The 25,681-nt window shown below is 47.2% G+C and carries 20 protein-coding genes; all 20 read left to right on the forward strand.

Annotation, left to right across the window (positions count from 1 at the left end; translation table 11 throughout):
* On the forward strand, positions 1 to 381 hold a 381-nt coding region (mraW, locus tag KUL49_RS17860; protein ID WP_131138154.1), incomplete at its 5' end, for a 16S rRNA (cytosine(1402)-N(4))-methyltransferase.
* Complete coding sequence (gene ftsL, locus KUL49_RS17865; RefSeq protein WP_131138155.1) at positions 378 to 713, forward strand: cell division protein FtsL; 336 nt, start codon at positions 378 to 380, stop codon at positions 711 to 713. The genes mraW and ftsL, both read left to right, overlap by 4 nt.
* Positions 710 to 2,485 (forward strand): peptidoglycan glycosyltransferase FtsI, encoded by a 1,776-nt coding sequence (locus tag KUL49_RS17870; RefSeq protein WP_014977227.1) that lies wholly within the window; start codon positions 710 to 712, stop codon positions 2,483 to 2,485. The genes ftsL and KUL49_RS17870 overlap by 4 nt, the downstream gene beginning before the upstream one ends.
* Positions 2,475 to 4,040, forward strand: a complete 1,566-nt coding sequence (locus KUL49_RS17875; protein WP_131138156.1) for a UDP-N-acetylmuramoyl-L-alanyl-D-glutamate--2,6-diaminopimelate ligase — start codon at positions 2,475 to 2,477, stop codon at positions 4,038 to 4,040. The genes KUL49_RS17870 and KUL49_RS17875 overlap by 11 nt, the downstream gene beginning before the upstream one ends.
* Positions 4,037 to 5,446, forward strand: coding sequence for a UDP-N-acetylmuramoyl-tripeptide--D-alanyl-D-alanine ligase (gene murF / locus KUL49_RS17880; RefSeq protein WP_131138157.1), 1,410 nt, complete (start codon positions 4,037 to 4,039; stop codon positions 5,444 to 5,446). The genes KUL49_RS17875 and murF overlap by 4 nt, the downstream gene beginning before the upstream one ends.
* Positions 5,440 to 6,522 (forward strand): phospho-N-acetylmuramoyl-pentapeptide-transferase, encoded by a 1,083-nt coding sequence (mraY, locus tag KUL49_RS17885; RefSeq protein WP_014950432.1) that lies wholly within the window; start codon positions 5,440 to 5,442, stop codon positions 6,520 to 6,522. The genes murF and mraY overlap by 7 nt, the downstream gene beginning before the upstream one ends.
* A 21-nt stretch (positions 6,523 to 6,543) precedes the next feature.
* The gene (murD, locus tag KUL49_RS17890; protein ID WP_131138158.1) at positions 6,544 to 8,076 is read left to right on the forward strand and encodes a UDP-N-acetylmuramoyl-L-alanine--D-glutamate ligase; all 1,533 of its coding nucleotides are present in this window, start codon (positions 6,544 to 6,546) and stop codon (positions 8,074 to 8,076) included.
* Complete coding sequence (gene ftsW / locus KUL49_RS17895) at positions 8,073 to 9,494, forward strand: cell division protein FtsW (protein WP_131138159.1); 1,422 nt, start codon at positions 8,073 to 8,075, stop codon at positions 9,492 to 9,494. The genes murD and ftsW overlap by 4 nt, the downstream gene beginning before the upstream one ends.
* Complete coding sequence (gene murG, locus KUL49_RS17900; RefSeq protein ID WP_131138160.1) at positions 9,487 to 10,617, forward strand: undecaprenyldiphospho-muramoylpentapeptide beta-N-acetylglucosaminyltransferase; 1,131 nt, start codon at positions 9,487 to 9,489, stop codon at positions 10,615 to 10,617. Before ftsW ends, murG begins: the two co-directional genes overlap by 8 nt.
* The gene (gene murC, locus KUL49_RS17905; protein ID WP_131138161.1) at positions 10,617 to 12,062 is read left to right on the forward strand and encodes a UDP-N-acetylmuramate--L-alanine ligase; all 1,446 of its coding nucleotides are present in this window, start codon (positions 10,617 to 10,619) and stop codon (positions 12,060 to 12,062) included. The genes murG and murC overlap by 1 nt, the downstream gene beginning before the upstream one ends.
* Before the next feature lies 1 nt (position 12,063).
* Positions 12,064 to 13,047: a D-alanine--D-alanine ligase gene (locus KUL49_RS17910; RefSeq protein ID WP_014950427.1), complete on the forward strand. Its 984-nt coding sequence runs from the start codon at positions 12,064 to 12,066 to the stop codon at positions 13,045 to 13,047.
* A gap of 2 nt (positions 13,048 to 13,049) precedes the next feature.
* A complete protein-coding gene (locus tag KUL49_RS17915; RefSeq protein WP_014977223.1) occupies positions 13,050 to 13,820 on the forward strand; it encodes a cell division protein FtsQ/DivIB in 771 nt (256 codons plus the stop codon).
* Positions 13,821 to 13,827: 7 nt separating this feature from the next.
* Positions 13,828 to 15,057 (forward strand): cell division protein FtsA, encoded by a 1,230-nt coding sequence (ftsA, locus tag KUL49_RS17920; RefSeq protein ID WP_014980043.1) that lies wholly within the window; start codon positions 13,828 to 13,830, stop codon positions 15,055 to 15,057.
* Between the two features lie 108 nt (positions 15,058 to 15,165).
* A complete protein-coding gene (gene ftsZ, locus KUL49_RS17925; RefSeq protein ID WP_014980042.1) occupies positions 15,166 to 16,332 on the forward strand; it encodes a cell division protein FtsZ in 1,167 nt (388 codons plus the stop codon).
* Positions 16,333 to 16,546: 214 nt separating this feature from the next.
* Complete coding sequence (lpxC, locus tag KUL49_RS17930) at positions 16,547 to 17,458, forward strand: UDP-3-O-acyl-N-acetylglucosamine deacetylase (protein WP_014980041.1); 912 nt, start codon at positions 16,547 to 16,549, stop codon at positions 17,456 to 17,458.
* Between the two features lie 208 nt (positions 17,459 to 17,666).
* Positions 17,667 to 18,545, forward strand: a complete 879-nt coding sequence (locus KUL49_RS17935) for a M23 family metallopeptidase (protein WP_131138162.1) — start codon at positions 17,667 to 17,669, stop codon at positions 18,543 to 18,545.
* Between the two features lie 181 nt (positions 18,546 to 18,726).
* Complete coding sequence (secA, locus tag KUL49_RS17940; protein WP_014980040.1) at positions 18,727 to 21,435, forward strand: preprotein translocase subunit SecA; 2,709 nt, start codon at positions 18,727 to 18,729, stop codon at positions 21,433 to 21,435.
* Positions 21,435 to 21,815: an 8-oxo-dGTP diphosphatase MutT gene (gene mutT, locus KUL49_RS17945; RefSeq protein ID WP_101565594.1), complete on the forward strand. Its 381-nt coding sequence runs from the start codon at positions 21,435 to 21,437 to the stop codon at positions 21,813 to 21,815. The genes secA and mutT overlap by 1 nt, the downstream gene beginning before the upstream one ends.
* 374 nt (positions 21,816 to 22,189) lie before the next feature.
* Complete coding sequence (locus tag KUL49_RS17950) at positions 22,190 to 24,097, forward strand: methyl-accepting chemotaxis protein (protein WP_039227964.1); 1,908 nt, start codon at positions 22,190 to 22,192, stop codon at positions 24,095 to 24,097.
* 36 nt (positions 24,098 to 24,133) lie between these two features.
* On the forward strand, positions 24,134 to 25,681 hold the full coding sequence (locus tag KUL49_RS17955) for a chemotaxis protein CheW (RefSeq protein WP_039227966.1): 1,548 nt from the start codon (positions 24,134 to 24,136) through the stop codon (positions 25,679 to 25,681).

Raw genomic sequence — 25,681 nt, forward strand, 5'->3', positions numbered from 1 at the left:
AAAATTATCGACGAAGCGGTTCCTGTAAAGGATAAGTTTAAACATCCGGCAACCCGTGCATTCCAAGGCATTCGCATTTATATCAATGCGGAACTTGAGCAACTTCGTGTTGGCCTTAAAGCCGCGACACAGGTGTTGGCGAAAGAAGGACGTCTTGCCGTTATTTCGTTTCACTCTCTTGAAGACCGTTTAGTAAAACGCTTCATTAAGGATCAAAGTAAAGGGAAATCAGTACCGCACAACTTACCGATTACTCAGGCTGAAATAGATGCAGATAAAGTGTTAAAAGCCTTGGGCAAAGCGATAAAACCTTCAGAACAGGAGATTGCGAACAACGTTCGCTCTCGCAGTTCGGTATTACGTGTGGCAGAAAAGTTATGACCAAAGCCTCGCCAGACAAGGCCAGCACTAATTTTAAATTACTGCTAATAATTGTTTCAGATTTGACCCGCAACAAGTTGCGGGTTTTGTTGTATTTAATGGTTATCACAAGTGCCATGGCAGTGACACTAAGCAGTCATCACAACAGACAGCAGGTCATTGCCCTTGAAGACCTTATGCAAGAGAAAGATGAGCTTGATGTCGAGTGGCGTAACCTCGTGCTTGAGCAACGCGCGTTGACCGAGCATAACCGGATAGAAAACCTGGTTGAAAAACAGTTAGAAATGTACCGTCCAACCGCAGACGATGAAGTAGTGGTGAAGTTAAAATGAGTACAACAGCACTTTCTCGCCAACGTAAAAAAACCGGTGCAAAACAAAATGTAACGCCAAGCCTAGTGCACTGGCGCTTTGTCGTTGTGCTTGTTGTTATTATGCTAGTTTTCAGCGTGCTAGCCGCCCGTGCAGCCTATATTCAAGTTATTGAGCCAGACGAGCTAATTCAACAGGGCGACAACCGCACACTAAGAACCCGTGACATGCCAACCTATCGCGGGCTCATTACCGATAGAAATGGTGTTGAGCTGGCGGTGAGTGTGCCTGTTCGGGCCATCTACGCAGACCCGAAGGTTATCCATGAAAACAACGGCTTCGAGGAAGAACGCCGTTGGGAAGCGCTGGCAGATGTACTGCGCCAAGACGTCAATGAACTCAAAGAAAAAGTGGCAAACCCCAAACGCCGCTTTGTTTACTTGCAGCGTCAGGTGTCGCCTGCCATGGCAGAGTACGTTGATAAACTTGATATTCCAGGCATTTATCTTCGCCGTGAAAGCCGCCGCTACTATCCTACAGGTGAAGTTTCAGCGCAGTTAATCGGCGTAACCGATGTTGACGACACGGGCGTTGAAGGCTTGGAGCGCATGTATAACGAGTGGCTAACGGGCACGCCGGGTTCTCGTAAAATTCGCCGCGATGCGAAAGGCCGTCAGGTAGAGATCTTGGAAACAAAGTCTGGTGAAAAAGCCGGTGACCTGCAGCTGACCATCGATCAGCGTATTCAAGCACTTGCTTATAAAGAAATTAAAGAAGCCATGATTTATTACCAATCAAGCTCGGCTTCCGCCATTGTCATCGATGTAAAAAGCGGTGATGTGTTAGCCATGGTGAATGCACCGTCGTTCAATCCGAATGACAGAAGCGATATTTCTGCGCACAGAATGCGTAACAGGGTTATTACCGATGCGTTCGAACCAGGCTCGGCGCTAAAACCGCTGGCCGTCCTTACTGCATTAGAGTTCGGTGAAGTGGAGCCTGAAGACTCAGTAAACACTCATCCAGGATGGATGCGATTAGGCGGCAGCCTAGTAAAAGATTCGCGCAACTACGGCGAACTAACGCTAGAAGAAATTATTCAGCATTCCTCAAATATGGGGACGTCGAAGCTGGCGCTTTCTGTGCCTAAACAGTTCCTGCTGGATACCTATTACAATATGGGCTTAATGAGCGATACCGGGCTTAATATGGCGGGTGAGAGTAGCGGTATCTTTCATGAGCGCAGCCGCTGGTCTGAATTTGAGCTAGCCACGCTGTCATTTGGATACGGCATTTCGGTTACCACTGCACAGTTGGGGCGTCTTTACGCAACGTTGGCGAACGGCGGTATTAAAACACCGCTTAATGTCATCAAGTCGCCAGAGCAACCTTCATGGCAGGCTCAATCTGAGCGGGTGATCAGCGAAGAAAACGCTAACGCTATTGTTCAAATGATGGAAAGCGTAACCCAGCGTGGCGGCACAGCAACAAAAGCGTCGGTACCAGGTTATCGCGTTGCTGGGAAAACAGGAACAAGCCGAAAAGCGGTGGCCGGCGGGTACGGCGAAGAGTACGTCAACATTTTCGCCGGTATCGCACCTGTGTCTGACCCAAGATTAGTGACAATTGTATTGATCAACGAACCTGGCGGTGATTTGTATCACGCGGGGGATACCGCTGCACCTGTCTTTTCATCAATTATGGGGGGCGCACTGCACATGTTAAACGTTACGCCCGATGACAAGCAGGTTACATCTAGCCGCTTATTGAAAGGAGGTCAAAGTGGTAGTTAGTGCCTTTATTCAAAGTATAAAAGCTTTATTGGCGAAATTTGGTGTAGACGCCCCAGATATCCGCGTTGAAGGTTTAACGCTAGACAGCCGAGAAGTAAATACACGCTTAGCGTTCTTGGCAATTAAGGGCCACGAACGTGATGGTCGAGATTTTATACCCCAGGCAATAAGTTTAGGGGCCCGTGTAATTCTGGCGCAAACTGAAGACAGTAGTGCCCATGGTCAGATGGAAATGCGTGACCACAGCGTCATTATCTCGCTGTATGAATTACCACAAATGCTCTCTGCATTAGCTGCTGCATTTTACGACTACCCTGCTCAGAAAATGACGACGGTAGCAGTGACAGGGACAAACGGAAAAACCTCTACAGTTCAATTACTTACCCAGCTTAAGGATGCGTTAGGTACACGTAGTGCAAGCATCGGAACTTTAGGGAGCAGTGTGTTTGAAGGCGATGAAACCCAGTGGTCGAACACGCCGGCAGCAAACACTACGCCCGATGCCATACGTATGCAGTATTTGTTGGCAGACTTTGTGCAAAGTGAAGTGCGCCATACGGCCTTCGAAGCAAGTTCTCACGCATTGGTTCAAGGTCGGCTTGGTACAGTAAAAACCGATATCGCTGTTTTCACCAACCTTACTCGAGATCATCTCGATTACCACGGCACCATGGAAGAGTACGGCAAAGCCAAGCGCTTGCTGCTTCAGCAGCCAGGTTTAAAGGCTGTGGTATTAAACGCTAATGATGATGAAAGTAAGAAGTGGGATGGTGCAGCAGATAAGTCGATTACACGCATCTGGACAGGTATAGACGAAAGTGGTCTGGATGGAAGCGGTGAAAGTGAATACTTGCGAGAGCATAACAATCCTCAAAGTCGCCATTGTTTCGCCACAAATGCTTCTTATCATGCAGGTGGATGTAGCTTTGAACTGGTGAGTTCGTGGGGAAGCGCTGCTATTTCGCTGCCACTATTCGGAAAGTTCAATATCAGTAATGTATTGAGTGCTATAGGTACGTTACTCGCTGAAGGTGAGCGTTTTGATGACGTGGTTAACGCGGTAAATGCGATCACGCCTGTACCCGGGCGAATGGAAGTTTTCTCTGTAACGGGTGCCGCTAACTTGGTGGTGGACTACGCGCATACACCAGACGCTCTGGAGAAAGTGCTGTTAAGCGCCAAATTCCATACAACGGGCAAAGTGTGGTGTGTGTTTGGCTGTGGCGGGGACAGAGACAAAGGCAAGCGACCGTTAATGGGGCAGGCTGCCGAGGTTGGTGCTGACGCTATTGTGATCACCACAGATAACAGCCGCAGTGAAAGCCCTGAATCTATCGCCGAGGATATCATTGCGGGTTTGAAAAACCGTGAGCTGGCAGTGTCTATTCCCGATCGCGAGCAAGCTATTCGTCATTGCCTTGAGCATGCGCATGAAAGCGACATCATCATCGTGGCCGGAAAAGGCCATGAAGATTACCAAATTATCGGTGACAAAAAGACTAACTATAACGAACGTGCAGTTGTGGCGCGACTGCAACAGGAGTACAGCAAATGATAACAACAACGCTGTCATGGATAGCCGAAAAGGTTAATGGAAAATTATTGAAAGGCGCTGCTGACGTTGAAGTGTCTGCAGTAAGTACCGATACCCGCACCCTAGAAGATGGCGCAGTTTACTTGGCCTTGAAAGGTCCGAATTTTAACGGCCATGATTTTATTTCAACGGCGGAGAAAGCGGGAGCAAGTGCGGTTATTGCCAGTGAAGACGTAGCAACCTCGTTACCTGTCATCATGGTTGAAGATACCAAAGAAGCACTTGGTCTATTAGGTGCGGCAGTAAAAGCTTATGTGGCACCCAAAACGATTGCGATTACCGGAAGCAGTGGCAAAACCACCGTAAAGGAAATGTGTGCCGCTATTTTGGAGCGAAGAGGCAATGTATTAGCCACAAACGGTAACTTCAATAATGATATCGGTGTGCCGCTAACCCTTCTACGCCTTGAACCTCAGCATGAATATGCAGTGATGGAGTTAGGCGCAAATCACATTGGTGAAATCGCCTATACCACGAACCTTGTTAAGCCGGACGTCGCGACTATCGTAAACGCCGCCGCTTCTCACCTAGAAGGCTTTGGAAGTTTGCTAGGTGTAGCGCGCGCCAAAAGTGAAATTTTTAAAGGCTTAGGCAGTGACGGCGTGGCGGTAGTCAATGTTGATAGCCAGTTTTCTGAATTTTGGCAAGGCAAACTTAAACAGACCAAAACGTTAACGTTTTCGCCCCAGCAGAAAAACGATGCTAATTTTAGAGCAGAAGATATCACCATTGGGCTAGATGGGTGCGCCGCATTCCACTTGGTTTGCCCGCAAGGAGATATGTCTATTCAGCTTACTATTCCTGGCGTTCACAACGTGGGGAATGCCCTTGTCGCTGCGGCATTAACACTGCAAGTTGGCGCCACACTAGAAAACGTGCGCGACGGCTTACTTGCCATGAAGCAAGTTAGCGGCCGCTTGAATGTAAAGCAGCTTACCGAACAGGTTCGCCTGTTAGATGACACCTACAACGCCAACGTGGCATCTGTAAATGCGGCAATTGATACGCTAAGTAGCTTTTCAGGTATCCGCGTTCTTGTTCTAGGCGACATGAAAGAGTTGGGTGAAAAAGCGCGTTTTTACCACGAGCAGGTGGGGGAATACGCTAAACAAAAAGGAATTAATTACCTGTATACCATGGGTGTTTTGAGTCAATCAGCCAGTGCTGTGTTTAATGAAAATGGTGGCCATTTCAGCGATGTTGAAAGTTTGTTGGCCGCAATGGAGAGTGATTTGTTAGTGCAGCAGCGCGATATTTCAATTTTAGTTAAAGGTTCACGCAGTTCCAGAATGGAACGTGTGGTAGAGGCGGTAGAGGCCTCTGCGCTGGGAAAGCACGATAGCCGTCGGGAGCGAATAGCATGTTAATTTGGCTAGCCGACTGGCTGACACAATTCGATTCAGGGTTTAACGTATTTTCATACCTTACCCTTCGTGCAATTTTAAGCACGCTGACCGCATTACTTATTGCCATTCTTATTGGCCCTAAGATGATTCGTTATTTGCAGCGTATGCAAATTGGTCAAACTGTACGAGACGATGGCCCGCAAAGCCATTTGTCAAAATCAGGCACACCCACTATGGGCGGGTTACTTATACTCGCAGCAATTGTAGTAAGCGGCCTGCTTTGGGCTGACCTGACTAACCGTTATGTGTTGGTAACCCTTACCGTGGTTGTGGCTTACGGTATTATTGGGTTTGTTGACGACTACAGAAAAGTGATCCGCAAAGATTCGAAGGGGCTTATCGCCCGTTGGAAATATTTCTGGCAATCTGTGGTTGCGTTAGGCGTCGCATTCTATCTATACAGCAGTGCAACAATAAGCGCTGAAACCTCACTACTGGTGCCTTTCTTCAAAGAAGTGTTCCCGCAGTTAGGTGCGTTCTTCATCATTATTACCTACTTTGCCATTGTAGGCACAAGTAACGCGGTGAACCTTACCGATGGATTGGATGGACTTGCCATTGTGCCCACTATATTGGTGGCAGGCGCATTTGCCATTTTCGCCTATGTGACAGGTAATGCGAACTTTGCTGAATACCTGAATATTCCTCATATTCCGCTCACCAGTGAACTGGTGATTGTGTGTACCGCCATGGTCGGTGCAGGCTTAGGCTTTTTATGGTTTAACACGTATCCGGCACAAGTATTTATGGGTGACGTTGGCTCACTAGCGCTAGGCGGCACACTAGGTGTGTTAGCTGTATTAGTGCGCCAAGAACTCGTGTTAATCATCATGGGTGGTGTTTTTGTTATGGAAACCCTGTCGGTCATCCTTCAGGTAGGTTCTTACAAATTGCGTGGCCAGCGTATTTTTCGTATGGCGCCTATTCACCATCACTATGAATTGAAGGGCTGGCCAGAGCCGCGCGTAATAGTGCGTTTTTGGATCATTTCAATCATTTTGGTTTTAGTGGGTTTAGCTACCCTTAAACTTAGATAAGTGGTAAAGAGATAAATCGTAATGTCGTATAACGTACGTGAGCATAGTTATGTAGTCGGTGGCCTAGGTGTTACAGGTCAGGCTTGCGTGCGCTTTTTGTTGCAAAAGCAGGCAACGGTTAAAGCGTTTGATACCCGTGCTAATTTTACTCTAGTTACCGACCCTGATTCTGCTCTTGATACTGACATGCAAGCGTTTATGGCAGAGAAGGTCTCTTGCACTGCCCTAAGCGAAGATTACTTTGTTGGTGTAGACACCTTGGTGTTAAGCCCGGGGCTTGCTCTGAACATTGAACAAGTAGCTTTAGCGCAGAAGTGTGGCGTTGAAGTAATCGGCGATGTTGAGTTGTTCGCCCGTTTAAATGCCACCAAAAACGGCGCTACGCCAGCAAAACGCGTAGTAGGTATAACCGGCTCTAACGGTAAAACCACAGTTACTTTATTAGTGAACCATCTGCTTAAAAGCTGTGGTGTAAAAAGTATTGAAGCGGGCAACGTAGGTCGCCCTGTGCTTGAAGCGCTTCAAAGTGATGCAGATGTAGTGGTGATGGAGCTATCAAGTTTTCAGCTTGAAACTACGTCTAGCCTAGAACTTGAAGCAGCCACAGTGCTTAATATTTCCGATGATCACCTAGACCGTCACGGTACCCTTGAAGCCTATATCGATGCCAAGCATCGCATTTTTGATAATGCGAAATCTGCGATTGTATGGCGAGACGGTGAGTTTGTTGCGCCAGACGAGCAGCTTATTGCTGATGCTAAGGGGAATGCTGCATCAAATGCCGTCTCTAATGCAGTATCTGATGGCGTATCTAATGCCGACGCGCTAGCGTCAAAAACCATCGTTGAATATGGACTGGGAGAGTCGACCACAGGGTTTGCGATTGCGTTTTTTGGCGGTGACGGAAGTACGCTTGGCGATGAACAAAGTCTATACATTACGTTTAATGGCGAAAAGCTCATTGCCCTTAGCGATATCCATTTAGCGGGCATGCATAACGTACTAAACATCATGGCTGCATTGGGTATTTGCCTTCAGCTAGGTGTTTCGCCAGATCTCGCGGTTAAACACTTATACAGTTTTAAATCTGCACCACATCGCTGTGTGGAAATAGCTCGTGTAAATGACATCCGCTATATCGACGATTCTAAAGCAACCAACATTGGTGCCACCGTCGCGGCCCTTGAAGGGTTAGCCCCGACTATACAAGGGAAGCTAATTCTTATTGCAGGTGGTGACGCTAAAGGTGCTGATATAGCCAGCCTCTCGCCTTATTTAATTAAATATGTATCGCACGTGTTTGCATTGGGCAAAGATGCACACCTGTTTGAAAAGAGTTTTGCGCATACTACTCGTGTGGCAACCATGAAAGACGCCGTGAAAGCAGCAACGAGGCTTGCAGCCCCTGGTGATGTGGTATTGCTTTCGCCTGCGTGTGCAAGTTTAGATATGTTTAAAAACTATATGCATCGCGGTGATGTGTTTAAACAAGATGTACACGACCTACATAATTTACACAGTAAGAACGACGACGCTGTGGAGGTCTCATCATGATGACTGCCTCTACCAAACTTAGCGCGTTATTTGCCGCGAAGCACGACGGACAGCCTTCGGCAACGCACCCATATGACGTGACGCTTATCTTAATTGCGCTCGCGCTAATGAGTATTGGCATTATTATCGTCACCTCGGCGTCGATGCCGGTGGCCGATAGGCTGCACGACAATCCCTTCTATTTTGCTATTCGCCACGGTATTTATATTGCGTGTGCCTTGACGGCTGCAATGATAACCCTTCAACTGCCGATGCAGTTTTGGCGTACCACTAACCCGTACCTGTTACTCGCGGCGATTGCGCTGCTCGTAGCAGTATTGCTTGTTGGTCGAACGGTGAACGGCAGTACCCGTTGGTTAGTCATCGGTCCTATTACGGTGCAAGCCGCTGAACCCGCTAAACTCTACTTTTTCGCTTATCTGGCAGGGTATCTAGTACGCCGATACGAAGAAGTTACCGAGAATCTAAAAGGCTTCATAAAGCCCCTTGTGGTGTTCTTTGCACTTGCAATGTTGCTTTTGCTTCAGCCCGACTTAGGTACAGTAGTCGTGATGTTTGCCACCACAATTGGCCTGTTGTTTTTAGCAGGTGCACGACTTTGGCAGTTCTTTGCATTGGTGTTTGCGGGCATATTGGCGGTTGTCGCGCTTATTGTGTTTGAAGAATACCGAATGAAACGGGTTACCTCCTTTTTAGATCCTTGGGCCGATCCATTTGGTGCTGGTTATCAGCTTACCCAGTCTTTAATGGCCTATGGCCGCGGTAACTGGTTTGGGCAAGGCCTGGGCAATAGCTTACAAAAATTGGAATTCTTACCCGAAGCACACACTGACTTTGTTATGGCTATTTTAGCTGAAGAGCTCGGATTTGTTGGCGTGCTTGCCGTACTTGGCCTTATTTTATGGATGGTATTACGTGCACTAAGTATTGGAAATAAGGCACTTGAAAAAGGGCGAGCGTTTGATGGTTACATGGCTTACAGCATAGGCATTTGGTTCAGTTTCCAGACGGCGGTAAATATTGGTGCAAGCGCGGGTATCCTGCCAACCAAAGGGTTAACACTGCCGTTAGTTAGTTACGGCGGTTCGTCACTTATCATTATGTCAGTAGCGGTAGCCATATTACTTCGTATCGATTTTGAATTACGGGTTGATGGCGTACAGGCGATTGGTCGAGGCGATAGCAAGTCCGGTAAAAGCAAAGCCCGCCGTAAAAAGCCTATTCCTACTAACGCGTCGCAATCTAAAGCGGCACATGCTGAAAGTGGGGCGAGTGCAGAGGACAAGAGCGACGAAGCTGACTTTTCTACAGCGACGGTTGAAGCTAAACCCACTAAAACATCAAGTGCGGAAGATGAAGGCAAAGCTGGCATTAAAGCCATACTCGCGCGGGTAGCGCAGGAGGCAGATAATGGCTAAGCGTTGCTTAATTATGGCTGGCGGTACAGGCGGGCATGTTTTCCCAGGCCTTGCAGTGGCAAACGCGCTTCGAAAGGAAGGCTGGGACATTCATTGGCTAGGCACCGCCGAGCGAATGGAAGCGCAAGTTGTGCCTAAGCACGACATACCTATTCACTTTATTCCGGTAAAAGGGCTTCGTGGCAAAGGTGTTACGGCACGTCTTCAAGGTGCTGTTGCTTTAGTAAAAAGCTTGTTTTCAGCAAGACGAATTATAAGACGCCTACAGCCTGACATCGTTATTGGGTTTGGCGGCTATGCCAGCGGCCCAGGCGGCGTTGCCGCAAAAAGCTTAGGTATTCCTGTGATAGTGCATGAGCAAAATGCTGCTGCGGGCATGACCAATAAGCTGCTTAGTAAAATCGCAAGCCGCGTATTGCTTGGCTTTAACGATGCTAAAGAACAATTTTCAGGTGTAAGGGCTAAGGTGCATACTGTTGGCAATCCTGTCCGTGATGAAATTTGGCAGGTAATGCCCAAATCTGTAGACATTAACGCGAGTAATGGCGAAGCCACTCTTGAAAACAGCAGTGAGCGAACGGATAGCCTGAATATGCTTGTCGTAGGCGGCAGTTTAGGCGCGCAAATTCTCAATGAAACCGTCCCAGAAACATGCGGTGTGCTAGAAGGTTTATCAATAAAACACCAGTGCGGTAAAGGTAACAGTGAAGGTGTCATCAAAGCCTACACGTCGGTGGGCGCAGATATGTCGAAAATCGATGTCAGCGACTTTATCGATGACATGGCCGCAGCTTATGAATGGGCAGACTTTGTTGTCTGTAGAGCTGGTGCGCTTACGGTAAGTGAAGTTGCAGCTGCCGGACGCGCGGCGATTTTCGTACCGCTACCTTTTGCGGTAGACGATCACCAAACAAAAAATGCGCAGTCGTTAGTTAAGCAAAATGCGGCACTGATGATTGCTCAATCTGTATTAAAAGAAAATTTAGGGCAGGCGGTGCGTCAGTGGTTACAACACCCTGAAGGCTGCTTAAAGATGGGTGCTGTTGCGAAAACATGTGCAAGCACTCATGCCACGGAAAATGTAGTAAGCCACGTTAAAAGCGTGGTAGGAGTAGGGGACTAATGGTTTTTAAAACCCCATTTGAAAGCCCGCAAATGCGCAGGGTTAAAAATATATTCTTTATTGGTATCGGCGGTGCCGGTATGGGTGGTATTGCCGAAGTATTATTAAACGAAGGTTATGCTATTGCTGGCTCTGACATTCAAGAAGGGCCAATGACACAGCGGCTAAGCGAATTAGGTGCTGATGTGAAAATAGGCCACCGTGCGGAAAATGTTGAAGGCATGGACGTTATTGTGGTGTCTAGCGCCATCAACGAGCAAAACCCAGAGATTATCGTGGCTCGTGAAAAGCGCATTCCGATTATTCGCCGTGCAGAAATGCTGGCAGAATTGATGCGATTCCGCCACGGTATTGCGGTGGCGGGTACCCACGGCAAAACGACTACAACCAGTTTAATTTCAACGATTTTCGCAGAAGCGGAGTATGACCCTACGTTTGTTATCGGCGGTTTGCTTAATAGTGCTGGTACGAATGCGCGTTTGGGTAAAAGCCGTTATCTAATCGCAGAGGCTGACGAGAGCGACGCGTCCTTCCTTCACTTGCAGCCGATGGTTTCTGTGGTGACCAATATTGAAGCCGACCATATGGATACTTATGGTGGCGACTTCTCAAAGGTGAAAGATACCTTTGTTGATTTCTTGTCGAACCTACCCTTTTACGGGCAGGCCATCGTGTGCGGTGACGATGCAAATATTCAAGAAATTCGCCATCGTATAGGTCGAAGCATTCTTACCTATGGTTTTGAATCACATAATGACTATCGCGCAGAAAATGTTTCTCTGTCATTTGGTAAAGCGAATTTTACGGTTATTCGCCCAGAACGCGAACCGTTAGATATAACGTTGAACCTCACCGGTAACCACAATGTGCTTAACGCCCTTGCTGCTATCGCAGTGGCAACCGACGAAGGTGTAGATGATGAAGCCATTATTCGTGCATTAGCCAGCTTTGGTGGTATTGGCCGTCGATTTGAGCAATTAGGTACGTTTAATACCAGCAAAGGCGAGGTGTGTTTGGTGGATGACTATGGTCACCATCCAACGGAAGTAAGGGCAACTATTGCTGCGGCCCGTGCAAACTGGCCTGATAAACGCTTGGTTATGGTTTATCAACCACATCGCTTTACGCGCACCCGCGACCTTTACGAAGATTTTGTTGAAGTACTGTCGAGCGTTGATGCTCTTTTACTTCTGGATGTATATGCCGCCAGTGAACAACCTATTGAAGGGGCTGACAGTAAAGCGCTATGCCGCTCCATTCGTCAGCGCGGACAAATAGAGCCTGTGTACGTAGGTGACAAAGACGCCTTGCCAGCTATTTTGGCGAATATCATGCAAGATGGCGACATCGTTATGACCCAAGGGGCGGGCAACATCGGACAAATTGCTAAGCTCTTAGCTCGTCACGCGCTAGAGCCGATCACACTTGCAAAGGAAGGGGAATAAGATGTTTACACCTTCAGTAAGTATTCACTCACAGAAAACCCACTCGCCGAACGAGTATGGCAAAGTAGCTGTGCTGCTCGGCGGTGACTCTGCTGAACGGGAAGTATCGCTTAATTCGGGCAATGCGGTGTTAAATGCATTGTTACGACAAGGCGTAGATGCGTTTGCGTTTGACCCAGCAGAGCGACCTCTGACCGACCTTATCGACCTTAACGTCGATAGAGCGCTCATTATGCTGCACGGTCGCGGTGGTGAAGATGGCTCTATGCAAGGAGCCCTTCAGTTCCTAAAAATCCCCTACACGGGAAGCCGAGTTTTAGGTTCTGCGCTGGCAATGGACAAAATTCATACTAAGCAAGTGTGGCAAAGTTTAGGCTTACCCACTGCAAAATATGAAATTGCTGATAAAAGGCACTTTGAAGCTGGTAAGTGCAGCGCTATAATGGATAAATTGGGGAATGAAGTCATGGTGAAACCGGCCAGAGAAGGGTCGAGTATTGGCATGGCGAGAGTGACAAGCGCTAAACAGCTCGAAACTGCCATTCAGGACGCCTTTAAATACGATAATCAAGTCCTGTTAGAGCAGTATATAGATGGCCCCGAATTCACTGTTTCTGTATTGCAGGGACAGGCGTTGCCGTCTATTCGCATGTCTACTCCACATACATTCTATGATTATGCTGCGAAATATCAGGATAATACAACAGAATACTATTGCCCAAGCGGCTTGTCTGAAGAGCAAGAAGCACAGCTAGCAAAACTAGCATCCCGTGCTTTTGATGCTATTTCTGGCAGCGGCTGGGGTAGAATTGACGTTATGCAGGACAACCAAAGGCAGTTTTATTTGCTAGAGGCGAACACAGTGCCTGGCATGACAGAAAAAAGTTTGGTGCCTAAGGCAGCCAAAGTTGCAGGATTAACTTTTGATGAACTGGTATTAAGTATTCTTTCTACCAGTTTTGATGACGTTGCAAACAAGGCGTAAACGTGGCAGATACCAATACTAATCAAGGTAAGCCCGCTTCTGCAAAGAGCGGCAAAAGTAAAACGGCAGTGTGGGGCGGCGTCGCTTTCTTACTGTTTGTTATTGCTGGATTAGTGTTTGGTGGGCTTAAAGCAAACCAGTATTTGCAGGATGAACAGCAAATGCCGGTACAGGTTATCGATTTTTCTGGTGATTATCAGCACATCGATATTACCAAGCTAGAGCGGTTAATACGCAAGGCGCAGCCTGGAAGTTTTTTCGCGCTTGACGTCAACGAAGTATTTGAGCTTGTTGAAGCGCAGCCTTGGGTTTATCGCGCGTCAGTAAGAAAGAAGTGGCCAAATACGTTAAAAATTTATTTGGTTGAGCAGCAGCCGGTTGCGCAATGGAATGAAGATTTGTTGTTAAATCCTTATGGCGATACGTTTAACGACGAAGGCGTGAAGTTAGATCTACCGCGCCTTTACGGCCCGGGTGGCAGCGAAAAAACCGCCCTTGAAGGCTACAACGCCATGCACGCGTTGATTGCTACGACGGATATGACGTTAGACGAGCTGTCCTTAAGCGAGCGATTTGCATGGCAAGTGCAGTTGAAAAACGGCATTAAATTGAATTTAGGACGTCAGGAGTTTATCGATAGGCTACAACGCTTTATTGATGTTTATCCACTTCTGGCGCAACAAGAGAAGGCGGTGAAATACGTCGACCTTCGCTATGACACGGGCGTAGCAGTCGGATGGAAAGACGACAGCGCCACAGATGAAGAGAGTTAAGGAAACCATGTCAAAACCTGCTGAACGCAATTTGATTGTAGGACTAGATATCGGCACCAGCCAAGTAAAAGCTGTTGTGGGTGAATTACTAGAAGATGATCAAATCAGTATTGTTGGCGTGGGCACCCATGCATCGAAAGGCATGGATAAGGGCGGCGTTAACGATTTGAACCTGGTGGTGAAATCGGTCCAGCGTGCTGTAAACGAGATGGAGCTAATGGCAGATTGCCGTGTGTCTTCAGTTTTTATGTCTATCTCGGGACGACACGTCAAGTGCCAAAATGAAAATGGCATGGTACCGATTAACAATCAGGAAGTAACACAAGAAGACGTAGATAACGTTATTCATGCAGCGCGCAGTGTGCCAATTGCAGCGGAACGTCGTCTACTACACGTGTTACCACAAGAATTTACTATTGATGTGCAGGAAGGGATTAAGAACCCTATTGGCATGTCGGGAGTAAGAATGGAAGCGGATGCTCACATTATAACCTGTGCCGACGATATGGCGAAAAATATGGTGAAATGTGTTGAGCGTTGTGAACTTAATGCCGATCAGCTGATCTTTTCAGCGTTGGCATCAAGTTATGCGGTACTGACTGACGACGAGCGCGAGCTTGGCGTGTGTGTGGTTGATATCGGCGGTGGTACTATGGATATGGTTATCTACACCGATGGCGCTATTCGCCACACGGCGGTAATACCGGTTGCGGGTAATCAAATTACCAGCGACATCGCTAAAATATTTAGAACACCTATTAGCAATGCAGAAGAAATTAAGGTGAATTACGCCTGTGCATTGAAGGATATGGTGAGTATGGAAGACAGCATTGAAGTGCCTAGTGTGGGCGGACGCCCAGCTAGAGTGATGTCTCGTCATACGTTAGCTGAGGTGATTGAACCTCGTTATCAAGAGCTTTTTGAGCTGGTACATGATGAAATTCGTGCCAGCGGTCTGGAAGAGCAAATCGCTGCAGGCCTTGTGCTTACAGGCGGTACCGCTAAGATGGAAGGTGCCGTGGAATTTGCCGAAGAACTTTTCCAGATGCCCGTGCGCGTGGGCAAACCCATCAACGTAAAAGGCTTGTCCGAATATGTTGATGACGCTGGATTTGCGACAGTCGTAGGACTGCTGCAATATGGCAAAGTACAATCTGACAATAAGAAGTCCAGTACGCAGAAGACCGGTGAAAGCTTATTTCATCGAGTGCAAAGCTGGTTTAAAGGTGAATTTTAATTTTATTTTGGGGGCGCTATAGCTACGGCATCAAGGCTAGCAGGAAGCAATTAGCCTAAGGGAATGACCTGGCGTAGTGTTTAAAAGACGTACAACCGGAGAGTAAGTATGTTCGAATTAATGGATAGTCACGGCGAAGAAGCCGTAATCAAAGTCATCGGTGTCGGTGGTGGCGGCGGCAATGCCGTTGAGCACATGGTGTCTCAAAGCATTGAAGGCGTAGAATTTATTGCAGTTAACACCGATGCGCAGGTGCTTCGCAGCTCAAGTGCAGACGTTACACTTCAAATTGGCTCAAGTGTAACAAAAGGGTTAGGTGCGGGTGCTGATCCGAACATTGGTCGAGAAGCAGCACAAGAAGACAGAGAAACCATTCGTCAGGCGCTAGACGGTGCAGACATGGTTTTCATTACTGCCGGTATGGGCGGTGGTACAGGAACGGGCGCAGCGCCAGAAGTGGCAAAAATTGCTCGTGAAATGGGCATTCTTACGGTAGCGGTAGTTACCAAGCCATTCCCATTTGAAGGTAAAAAACGCACCTCGTTTGCGGAACAGGGCATTGTTGAGTTGTCTAACAACGTTGACTCGCTAATTACCATTCCAAACGAAAAACTACTTAAAGTAATGGGTCCAGGCACGCCGCTTCTTCAAGCGTTTAGCGCTGCAAATGACGTATTACGCGGTGCAGTTCAAGGTATTGCTGAACTGATTACCCGTCCTGGTCTAATCAACGTTGACTTCGCAGACGTACGTACCGTTATGTCTGAGATGGGTAAAGCGATGATGGGTAGTGGCGCTGCAAGCGGTCCAGACCGTGCTGAAGAAGCTGCTGAAGCCGCGATTGCCAGTCCGCTTCTTGAAGATATCGACTTGTCAGGCGCGCGCGGTATTCTTGTAAATATCACTGCGGGTCCAGATTTCGCCATCGACGAGTTTGAGACTGTTGGTAACGCCGTTAAAGCGTTTGCCTCAGAGAATGCCACAGTGGTTGTGGGTACAGTGATCGATATGGAAATGACAGACGAGCTTCGCGTTACGGTTGTTGCAACCGGTATTGGCGCAGAGCGCAAGCCTGACATTTCGCTAGTAAGCTCTGAAGGCTCTCGTCTAACACAGCCTGCAAAAGAATACGGTAACACGCAATCAAGTGAACCACGTTCTGCAGTAGGCGGTACAGAGGGCAATCAGGCGCTGAAGGCCGACGACAGTGCACAGCCAGAAAATGATTTGGAATATTTAGATATTCCTGCGTTTCTTCGTAAGCAGGCAGACTAATTTAGCTGCCTGAAACGGAAGGGAATTATTTCGCGTTTGTGATGTCTCACCTAGTAAGGTGTATTTACACAACGTGAAAAATTTCGCGTGGATAGGTTGATTAAATACGTAATCTGACAGAGTTAAATCCGTCAGAACGGGTGTTTTTTGACATGTGAGTAATAACTCACTATAATTCGCGCCCGCTTTTTTTAATAGGTAAAAGCTTAAGCAGATGATTAGACAACGTACAATCAAGCAATCGGTACAAGAGACCGGAATTGGGCTTCATAAAGGGGAAAAGGTCACAATGACTCTCCGACCTGCGCCAGCAAACACGGGTATCGTGTTTAGGCGTGTTGACCTTGAACCACATGTTGACATACCTTCGCGTGCGAACGCGGTAGGTAATACCATGCTGTGTACGTGCCTGAATAACGAAGACGGTGTGACTATCCAAACGGTAGAACACTTAGCGTCTGCGCTTGCAGGTTTAGGTATCGACAATATTATTGTTGAAGTAGACAGTAACGAGCTGCCAATTATGGACGGAAGTGCTAGCCCGTTCGTATTCTTGCTTCAATCTGCCGGTATCGAAGAGCTAAACGCGCCTAAGCAATTTATTCGTATTAAAAAGCCAGTTCGTGTAGAAGATGGCGATAAGTGGGCCGAATTAGTGCCTTATGACGGTTTCCGCGTTGATTTCCAAATTGACTTTGATCATCCTGTGATCAGTCAAACTCGTCAGCATATGGTGATGGATTTTGATTCATGCTCATATGTAAGCGAAGTTAGCCGTGCACGAACTTTTGGTTTTATGCGCGACTTAGAGTACATGAATGCTAACAACCTAGCGTTGGGTGGCAGCATGGAAAACGCAGTGGCGTTGGACGAATTCCGCGTACTCAACCCTGAAGGGTTGCGCTATGACGATGAGTTCTTAAAGCATAAGATTTTGGATGCTATCGGTGACTTATACCTTGGCGGCCATAGTCTAATTGGTGAATTGCGTGCGTACAAAACAGGCCATGGTCTGAATAACAAGCTATTAAATGCAGTACTTGCGCAAAAAGAGTGTTGGGAGTTCGTAACCTACGATTCGCAGGAAACAGCACCAATTCGTTATGCACAGCCCGCATTAGCGTAAGAATTTTAAAAAGCCGCCTTACGGGCGGCTTTTTTTCGTATGGCATTTACTGAAATAAATGATACAGTAGCCGAATAATTAATATAAATTTCACCCATGCGACATAAAAACGATAGGTCGAAGGTTATCGCCTTTGGCTAAAAACACATTCATCGTGGTATGAAGTGGTATGAAAAGAGTGGCGTGAAACAGCAATTTTCTTCGTGGTATGAAACTAACAATTACACTCGCTGGTAAAAATAAACGCTATAGGCACAGTATTAGTGTCCGTACGCTTGTGAGCGCAACCGTGCTCTCGTCTATTTTTATGCTAGTGTCGAGCCGTTCAACAGAATCGGTATCAGAAGATATTGCACGAGTTCGTTTGGCACAGACTGAAGTCAACGAACGACAAAAAGACGTTGAAGCGTTAAAACAGCAAACAACGGTCAAATTACAAGCTTTGCTTTCTCACGTCGCAGAGTTATCTGCGCAGGCTACCCTGCTGGACGAGAAAGGTAAGCAAATCGCAACAGAATTAGGTATGTCAGCGGCTGACCTGGACGCTTTCGTACCGGTATCGATACCGGACAACCTTCAAGACGATCCCGTCCTTCACGAAATAGCCAAACTAGAGCAATCACTCGATTTGAAGTCTCAACAGTTGTCTATGCTTGAAAGTTTGGTCAGGGGTCACCATATCCACGAACAGAGCCAATTATCTGGTCGTCCGATAGAGTCAGGGTGGTTGTCTTCTTATTATGGTATGCGGGCCGACCCGTTTACCGGCGAACCAACTATGCACAAAGGGCTAGATTTCGCTGGTAAGGCAGGGGAAAACGTAGTGGCAACTGCCGCAGGTATTGTGACCTGGGCTGGTGATCGCTACGGCTATGGCCAACTTGTAGAAATTGATCACGGTGATGGTTTTGTTACCCGCTATGGGCATAACGACACCCTTACTGTCTCAATAGGCGACGTGGTAACCAAAGGGCAACCTATCGCTAAAATGGGCAATACGGGGCGCTCAACTGGCGTTCATGTTCACTACGAAGTAATAAGAAACGGAAAACAAGTCGATCCTCTGCCTTTTGTCTACAAAAAGTAGCGTAGGTAGCAGCCAGGTAATTCTCGTAGACGGTGCCTTTACTCATTAAAAGTCATCTAAAACGAAGAAGCATAATTTTAGAACATCGCAAAACACAGCGTGGTTACCGTTGTGTTTTATACGTTTAATTTAGCTGTGCACATTGTGCGGCGCCTCGACAAGTAGTGGAATAATAAAGCTAATGTTTTCAAGCATCCTTCGAAAAGTATTCGGTAGTAGAAACGACCGACTATTAAAAAAATTACGCAAAAACGTAGATGCCATCAATGCACTGGAAGCAGAATTTGAAAAGCTTTCCGATGAGGCGCTAAAGGCTAAGACAGACGAATTTAAAGCGCGTATTGAAAAGGGTGAAACCCTTGACGATATTCTTGTAGAAGCCTTCGCTACGGTGCGTGAAGCAAGTAAACGCGTATACGGCATGCGTCACTTCGACGTTCAGATGTTAGGTGGTCAAGTACTTCACCAAGGTAAAATTTCAGAAATGCGCACGGGTGAAGGTAAGACGCTTACTGCTACCTTGCCAACTTACCTTAATGCTTTGTCAGGTAAAGGGGTTCACGTTGTTACTGTGAACGATTACCTTGCTCGTCGTGATGCTGAGTGGAGTAACCAGTTATTTACTTACCTAGGTATGCGTGTGGGCTGTAACGTGCCTGGTATGTCGCCGCAGCAAAAGCGTGAAGCTTATCAAGCTGACGTAACCTATGGTACGAACAACGAATTTGGTTTTGACTACCTTCGTGACAATATGGCATTTAGCCCACAAGACCGCGTACAGCGCCCGCTTAACTATGCGGTAGTGGATGAGGTTGACTCAATTCTTATCGACGAAGCCCGTACACCACTTATTATTTCTGGTCAGGCCGAAGATAGCTCAGAGCTATATCGCCGCATCAACACCATTATTCCTAAACTTGTTCAGCAAGAAAAAGAGGATGAAGAAGGCCAAGAGGGCGATGGTGACTACACGATTGACCTTAAGGCAAAACAAATTCATCTTACCGAGCGCGGTCAAATTCACGTTGAGGAAATTCTTCAACAAGAGGGCATGCTACCTGAAGGCGAGTCGCTGTTTGCTGCAGGTAATATTTCACTGCTTCATCATATTAACGCTGCGCTTCGTGCACACAAGTTGTTTGCTAAAGACGTAGACTACATCGTTAAAGAAGACCAAATCGTTATTGTTGACGAGCATACGGGTCGTACGATGGAAGGCCGTCGCTGGTCTGAAGGTCTGCACCAAGCTGTAGAAGCGAAAGAAGGGGTTCGTATTCAAAACGAAAACCAAACCCTTGCGTCAATTACCTTCCAGAATTACTTCCGCTTGTATAACAAGCTTGCGGGTATGACAGGTACAGCAGATACAGAAGCCTTCGAATTTAACCATATTTACGGCTTAGAAACGGTAGTTATTCCGACAAACCGTCCTATGCAGCGTAAAGATATGGCTGACCTCATCTACCTAACGGCAGAAGAAAAATACGAAGCCATTGTTGAAGACATTAAAGAGTGCGTTAAACGCGGTCAACCTACGCTTGTGGGTACTGTGTCTATCGAGAATTCAGAACTCATTTCTCGCATTCTTAAGAAGTCGAAAATTCCTCATAAAGTGCTTAACGCTAAGTTCCACGAACACGAAGCAGATATCGTCGCTCAGGCTGGTAAGCCAGGCGCGGTTACGATTGCGACTAACATGGCAGGTCGTGGTACCGATATCGTGTTAGGTGGTAACTGGCAGGCAGAAGTAGAGAAGATTGAAAATCCAACTGAAGCGCAAATCGAGAAGATCAAAGCTGAATGGAAAGAAAGCCATGACGCTGTGCTTGCCTCAGGTGGTTTACACATTATTGGTACAGAGCGTCACGAGTCTCGCCGTATTGATAACCAGCTTCGCGGTCGTTCGGGCCGTCAGGGTGACCCGGGTTCAAGCCGTTTTTACCTTTCATTAGACGACGCACTTATGCGTATCTTTGCCTCTGAAAAAATGGGCAACATGATGAAGCGTTTAGGTATGGAGCGTGGTGAAGCCATTGAGCATCCGTGGGTAACTCGAGCCATCGAGAATGCACAGCGCAAAGTAGAAGGTCGTAACTTCGACATTCGTAAGCAGTTGCTTGAATACGATGATGTGGCCAACGACCAGCGTAAAGTCATCTACGAGCAGCGCAATGAGCTTCTTGATGAAGGCGATATTAGCGAGACTATCGCGGCTATTCGTGAAGACGTTATTTCAAGTGTTGTCGATGAGTACATTCCGCCACAGTCTCTTGAAGAAATGTGGGATGTAAGCGGACTTGAAGAGCGCATGCGTGCCGATTTCGCCGTAGACTTGCCAATCAAGACCTGGCTTGAAAATGACGACAAACTTTACGAAGAGAAGCTTCGCGAGCGCATTCTTGGCGAAGTCGTTGATGCTTATAAGCAGAAAGAAGCGGTAGTGGGCGAGCAGGTACTGCGCCAGTTTGAAAAAGCGGTAATGCTTCAAAACCTAGACAGCCATTGGAAAGAGCATTTGGCGGCAATGGATCACCTGCGCCAGGGTATTCATTTACGCGGCTATGCGCAGAAAAATCCTAAGCAAGAATACAAGCGTGAGTCGTTTGCTTTGTTCTCACAAATGTTAGAAGCGCTTAAAGTTGAAGTGATCACTATTCTTGCGCGTGTAAAAGTACAAGCTGAAGAAGACGTGCAAAAAGTAGAAGAACAACGTCGTCAAGCTGACGATGTGCCAAAGAACTTCGAGCACGAAGAAGCGAACGCAACGCCAGAAGAGGCAAGTGACAAAGTACGTACGCAAGTTCGCGAAGGTGCGAAAGTGGGCCGTAATGACCCATGTCCTTGTGGCTCTGGTAAAAAGTATAAGCAGTGTCACGGCAAGCTTAAGTAATGAAAGTAGTACATGTTGCTGTGGGCGTTATCGCCCGCGGCGATGAAATATTCATTACTCTTCGCCCTGACAATGTTCATCAGGGCGGAAAATGGGAATTTCCCGGCGGCAAAGTAGAAGACGGTGAGACCGTTCTACAGGCGCTGAAGCGAGAGCTTGCTGAAGAAGTTGGGATTATTGTGAACCGCAGCGAGCCTGTGATTGTGATCACCCATGATTACGGCGACAAGCAAGTTAAACTAGATGTTCATCGCGTGTGTGATTTTACCGGCGAGCCGCACGGCAAAGAAGGCCAACAGTCGCGGTGGGTCAAGGTAACGTCACTAAACGCCTCTGACTTTCCTGAAGCAAACGTTCCCATAATTAACGCTTTACAATAGTTCTGCGTTATCCACCGTACAAAGTGAAGCGGCGTTCAGCCGCTTTTTTCTTATACCTAAGTATAAGTTGCTAATTCCTCGGTGATTTTTTTAAAAATTAATCTCAATCCTCAGAAGCGCATTAGACTATTGTACTTTGACAAAGTCGCTAGCATCATCTTTCTAGAACACACGTATATAAGTTTTTGATTTTATATTGATATGTAAAAAAGTGTCATTTATGACATTTGCGCCATTTTGCCGTTGAATTATGTTTCTACGGAAACAACGTACCCCTCTCCATACAAACGTATTTCGTTTAATACATTAATGCGCCCGGTTCTCAACGATATTTGAATAGTGTTTTCACAGCCATTCACATATCGAGGTTACTTATGGCGCTCAAAAAATCTACCGAACAAACAGTCGCACCAGCAGTGCGAGTTGATGCAAAGATGCGTAAAGAAGCGGAAGAGGAGCGCCGCAAAGCAAGAACACTCGCGAGGCAGCAGCAAGCCGCAGAGCGCGTTGCTTCCGCCACGACTGAATTAGCAAGTGGTATAAATCAGGCCTCAAGCGCAACCGATCAGTTATCCACTGCAGTTAACGAAATAGCGGCGGGCGCTGAAGAATCAAGCAGTGCCAGCCAAGAAAGCTTAGCGGCTATCACACAGATTTCAGGTGGTCTTGTTGCACAGCTTGAACTGGCAGGCTCGACAATGGACAAAACCAACGAGCTTCAAACCTATCTTGAACGCGTTGTCGGTGATTTAAGCACCATGATGACCAGCGTTAAAACCGCATCTGAGCATCAATCACGCTCTGTAGTAATGATGAGCGAGTTAGAGCAACAAGCATCAAACATCGGCGAAGCTGTCAAACAAGTGACCCGCATTGCCGATCAGACGAACTTGCTAGCGCTTAACGCTGCTATTGAAGCGGGACGGGCTGGTAAGCACGGAAAGGGATTTGCTGTAGTCGCCGATACGGTTCGCGCGCTCGCAGAAGTGTCAGACAAAAGTGCTGCAGATATAGCTAAGCAGATAGAGCGTATTCAACAGCAATCTAACAGTGTCTCTGATGCCGTTAAATCATCATCGCAAGCGGCGCTTGAGGAAGTGACCAAAGGCCAAGCGGTTACCGAGCAACTTATCACCATAAAATCAGACATGCAGAGCATTGCTGACGGTGCGGGTGAACTACAGGCACAAGTCAAATCGATGGATGCAGCGGCTAAAGAAATTCAAACTGGTTCAGAAGCAATCTCGTGCGCGGCCGACGAGCAGTCAACCGCTGCCCAGGAAGTGTCATCTAATGTCTCTGAGCAGAGTGTTGCTTTGTCTCAAGCTGAACAGGCTGCACAGTCACTAGAAATAATTACCGAAGAGCTTAAAAACAGCACAGACATTAACAAGAGCGCAGAAGAGGTGGCATCGTCAGCTGAAGAGCTGTCAGCAACCCTCGAAGAAATCAATCGCTCATCAAGTGAAATAATGACGGCGTTGACTCAAGTGAATAACGGTTCGCAGCAGGCAGCAAGCTCTGTCGACCAAGCCGTGGGAAATATCGACCTGTTAAGAGAAGGTGTTGATAAAGCCTCTGCGCAGTGTGATGTAGCGTTAGAGAAAGGCAATGCTATTACTGGATTACTTAAAGAAAACCGTGCGCTGATTGAGGGAATGGTTAGCGGCATAAATCTGGCCCTTGAAACTAGCAAAGAAAATGTGAGTGCTATCAGTGAGATGGAAGTCATGACGCGCCAAATAGACAAGGTTATCGACACTATTACCACCGTATCAGTGAAAACCAGCATGTTGGCAGTAAACGGCGCAGTAGAAGCGGCGCGAGCAGGTGAGTATGGCAAAGGTTTTGCGGTCGTGTCTGCAGATATTCAAAGCCTAGCAGATGAAGCTGCTGAAAATGTAGAGCAGATAAAAGACCTCATCAAAGCCATTCAAGACCAGACAATGAGCGTAAAAACAGACTTAACTAATGTTGCTGAAAGTGCATCTAGAGAGGTCATGAAAGCGAAGCAAACTACGCAAGATGTCGAGCAAATTGCGACTGATATCGACGAAGTTGTGCAATATAACCAGGCAATGAAAGAGCGGGGTGAAGAAATTGCCGCGGGTGTTACACAGGCCCAGCGGGGACTAGAGCAAATTGCAACGGCAAATGAGCAAGCGAGCAGTAACTGTCAGCAGGCACTTAACGCAGCAGACCAGCAAAGTAAAGGCATGGAAGTGTTGGCCAAGTCCATTGAAGAAATTGCTTCAGTGGCTGACGAAATGCAAAACGGCTAATCCATAGCGCTTGTGTCTAATAGAGGAGCTTGCCTCATGAGTAACGAAAATACGAATAACGAGACCGCAAACGAAACTGAGCCAATGTCAGGTGGTGAACAACAGTTCGTGTCCTTCATGGTCAACGAGGAGCGTTTCACTTTTCCTATGCTTGCGGTGGGCGAAATCATTCGCGTACCGACTATGGTGTCTGTCCCCCTTGGTCCCGCACAAATGATTGGCTTAGCAAACTTACGTGGGAACGTATTGCCCGTGTATGACTTAAGCACAATCTTACTTGGAGCGAAGTCACAAGAGAGTGACGTTACCCGCGTAGTTGTAGTGGAGTCTGAGCTTGGTAGCGTAGGATTTCTGGTAGACAGAGTACTGCGCGTCTACAGTGTTAGCAGCGATGCTGTTATCGATAAAACCTCAATGACGGATTCTATCGCCTACGACTATATGCAGGGCATCATTAAACAAAGCGACCAGCCTGTAGAGCAAATCCTTGATGTTTCTGCGCTTGCAAAAGCACAGGCAGTCATCAAGCAAGATGGCAATACTATGCAGCTGTCGGGAATGCAGCATATTGATAACGATGCGCCTGAAGATTCTCAAGAGGACGAAAATTTACAGCAGTTAGTGTGCTTCTCACTAGAGGAACAAGAGTTCGCATTTCACCTTCAAGATGTAGAAGAAATTGTGCGTGTTCCCGCAGAGATATCGCAACTTCCGGATAGTGCACCTTCTGTTTTGGGGCTGGTCAATCTGCGCGGCCGCATCATTCCCATTGTCGACTTGTCGAACTCCATTGGCATGATGCGCACTGAAATTAACGAAGCATCGCGCATTGTAGTAACACAAAACAGTGAGTTTGGTAGCGTTGGCTTTGTGGTAGCCAAAGTCAGTAATGTGGTGTCTATTTCTGAAGCTGAACTGGAATCTGTTCCTTCGGTATGTAATGACGGCGCGGAATCGGGGCTGCTTGAAGCGGTCTACCGCAGCGATGGCGGCAAACGTCTGGTGTCTATTATCAACCTTTCTAACATCTACAGCCGTGCGCTGATGAGCGCTTTAACCAGTCTTGATGCCGATATTCAGCAGGAGTCTCAAATGAATGATGGCAACGATTTAGCAATTGATGAAGATGACTGCGAGCAATACGTCATCTTTTGGATTAATGGGCAAGAATACGGTGTAAGCATTGACGATACGCAAGAGATTACTCGAGTACCTGAAAAGCTTGAAAGTGTGCCGAGTACGCCAGATTACCTGAAAGGCATTGTTAACCTTCGCGGTACGGTGTTGCCGGTTATCGACTTGCGCAGCCGCTTAGGTATGCCGTGCAGCGAAACGTCAGAGCGTCAGCGCATCGTTGTTCTTACTAAAGATAAACAGCGTACCGGGTTCATCGTTGATGGTGTTGCCGAAGTGAAGACCGTCGTTAGACAGACTATTGAAGAAGCGCCTTCTCTTTCTGAGATGCAATCTGAGTTCTTAAACCGCCTGATTAAGCTGAATGATGAAAAACGCATTATTCAAATTATCGAGCCCAAAGTCTTGCTCGATGACAATGCGGTATCTAAAGCTCAAGAGCAATGCTAG

This window comes from Alteromonas sp. KUL17, assembly GCF_006538305.1.
Classification (GTDB): Bacteria; Pseudomonadota; Gammaproteobacteria; order Enterobacterales; family Alteromonadaceae; genus Alteromonas; species Alteromonas macleodii.

Coding starts and splice junctions, on each gene's coding strand:
- ftsL (WP_131138155.1), top strand. CDS start 378: ATGACCAAAGCCTCGCCAGACAAGGCCAGCACTAATTTTAAATTACTG.
- KUL49_RS17870 (WP_014977227.1), top strand. CDS start 710: ATGAGTACAACAGCACTTTCTCGCCAACGTAAAAAAACCGGTGCAAAA.
- murF (WP_131138157.1), top strand. CDS start 4,037: ATGATAACAACAACGCTGTCATGGATAGCCGAAAAGGTTAATGGAAAA.
- mraY (WP_014950432.1), top strand. CDS start 5,440: ATGTTAATTTGGCTAGCCGACTGGCTGACACAATTCGATTCAGGGTTT.
- murD (WP_131138158.1), top strand. CDS start 6,544: ATGTCGTATAACGTACGTGAGCATAGTTATGTAGTCGGTGGCCTAGGT.
- ftsW (WP_131138159.1), top strand. CDS start 8,073: ATGATGACTGCCTCTACCAAACTTAGCGCGTTATTTGCCGCGAAGCAC.
- murG (WP_131138160.1), top strand. CDS start 9,487: ATGGCTAAGCGTTGCTTAATTATGGCTGGCGGTACAGGCGGGCATGTT.
- murC (WP_131138161.1), top strand. CDS start 10,617: ATGGTTTTTAAAACCCCATTTGAAAGCCCGCAAATGCGCAGGGTTAAA.
- KUL49_RS17910 (WP_014950427.1), top strand. CDS start 12,064: ATGTTTACACCTTCAGTAAGTATTCACTCACAGAAAACCCACTCGCCG.
- ftsA (WP_014980043.1), top strand. CDS start 13,828: ATGTCAAAACCTGCTGAACGCAATTTGATTGTAGGACTAGATATCGGC.
- ftsZ (WP_014980042.1), top strand. CDS start 15,166: ATGTTCGAATTAATGGATAGTCACGGCGAAGAAGCCGTAATCAAAGTC.
- lpxC (WP_014980041.1), top strand. CDS start 16,547: ATGATTAGACAACGTACAATCAAGCAATCGGTACAAGAGACCGGAATT.
- KUL49_RS17935 (WP_131138162.1), top strand. CDS start 17,667: ATGAAACTAACAATTACACTCGCTGGTAAAAATAAACGCTATAGGCAC.
- secA (WP_014980040.1), top strand. CDS start 18,727: ATGTTTTCAAGCATCCTTCGAAAAGTATTCGGTAGTAGAAACGACCGA.
- mutT (WP_101565594.1), top strand. CDS start 21,435: ATGAAAGTAGTACATGTTGCTGTGGGCGTTATCGCCCGCGGCGATGAA.
- KUL49_RS17950 (WP_039227964.1), top strand. CDS start 22,190: ATGGCGCTCAAAAAATCTACCGAACAAACAGTCGCACCAGCAGTGCGA.
- KUL49_RS17955 (WP_039227966.1), top strand. CDS start 24,134: ATGAGTAACGAAAATACGAATAACGAGACCGCAAACGAAACTGAGCCA.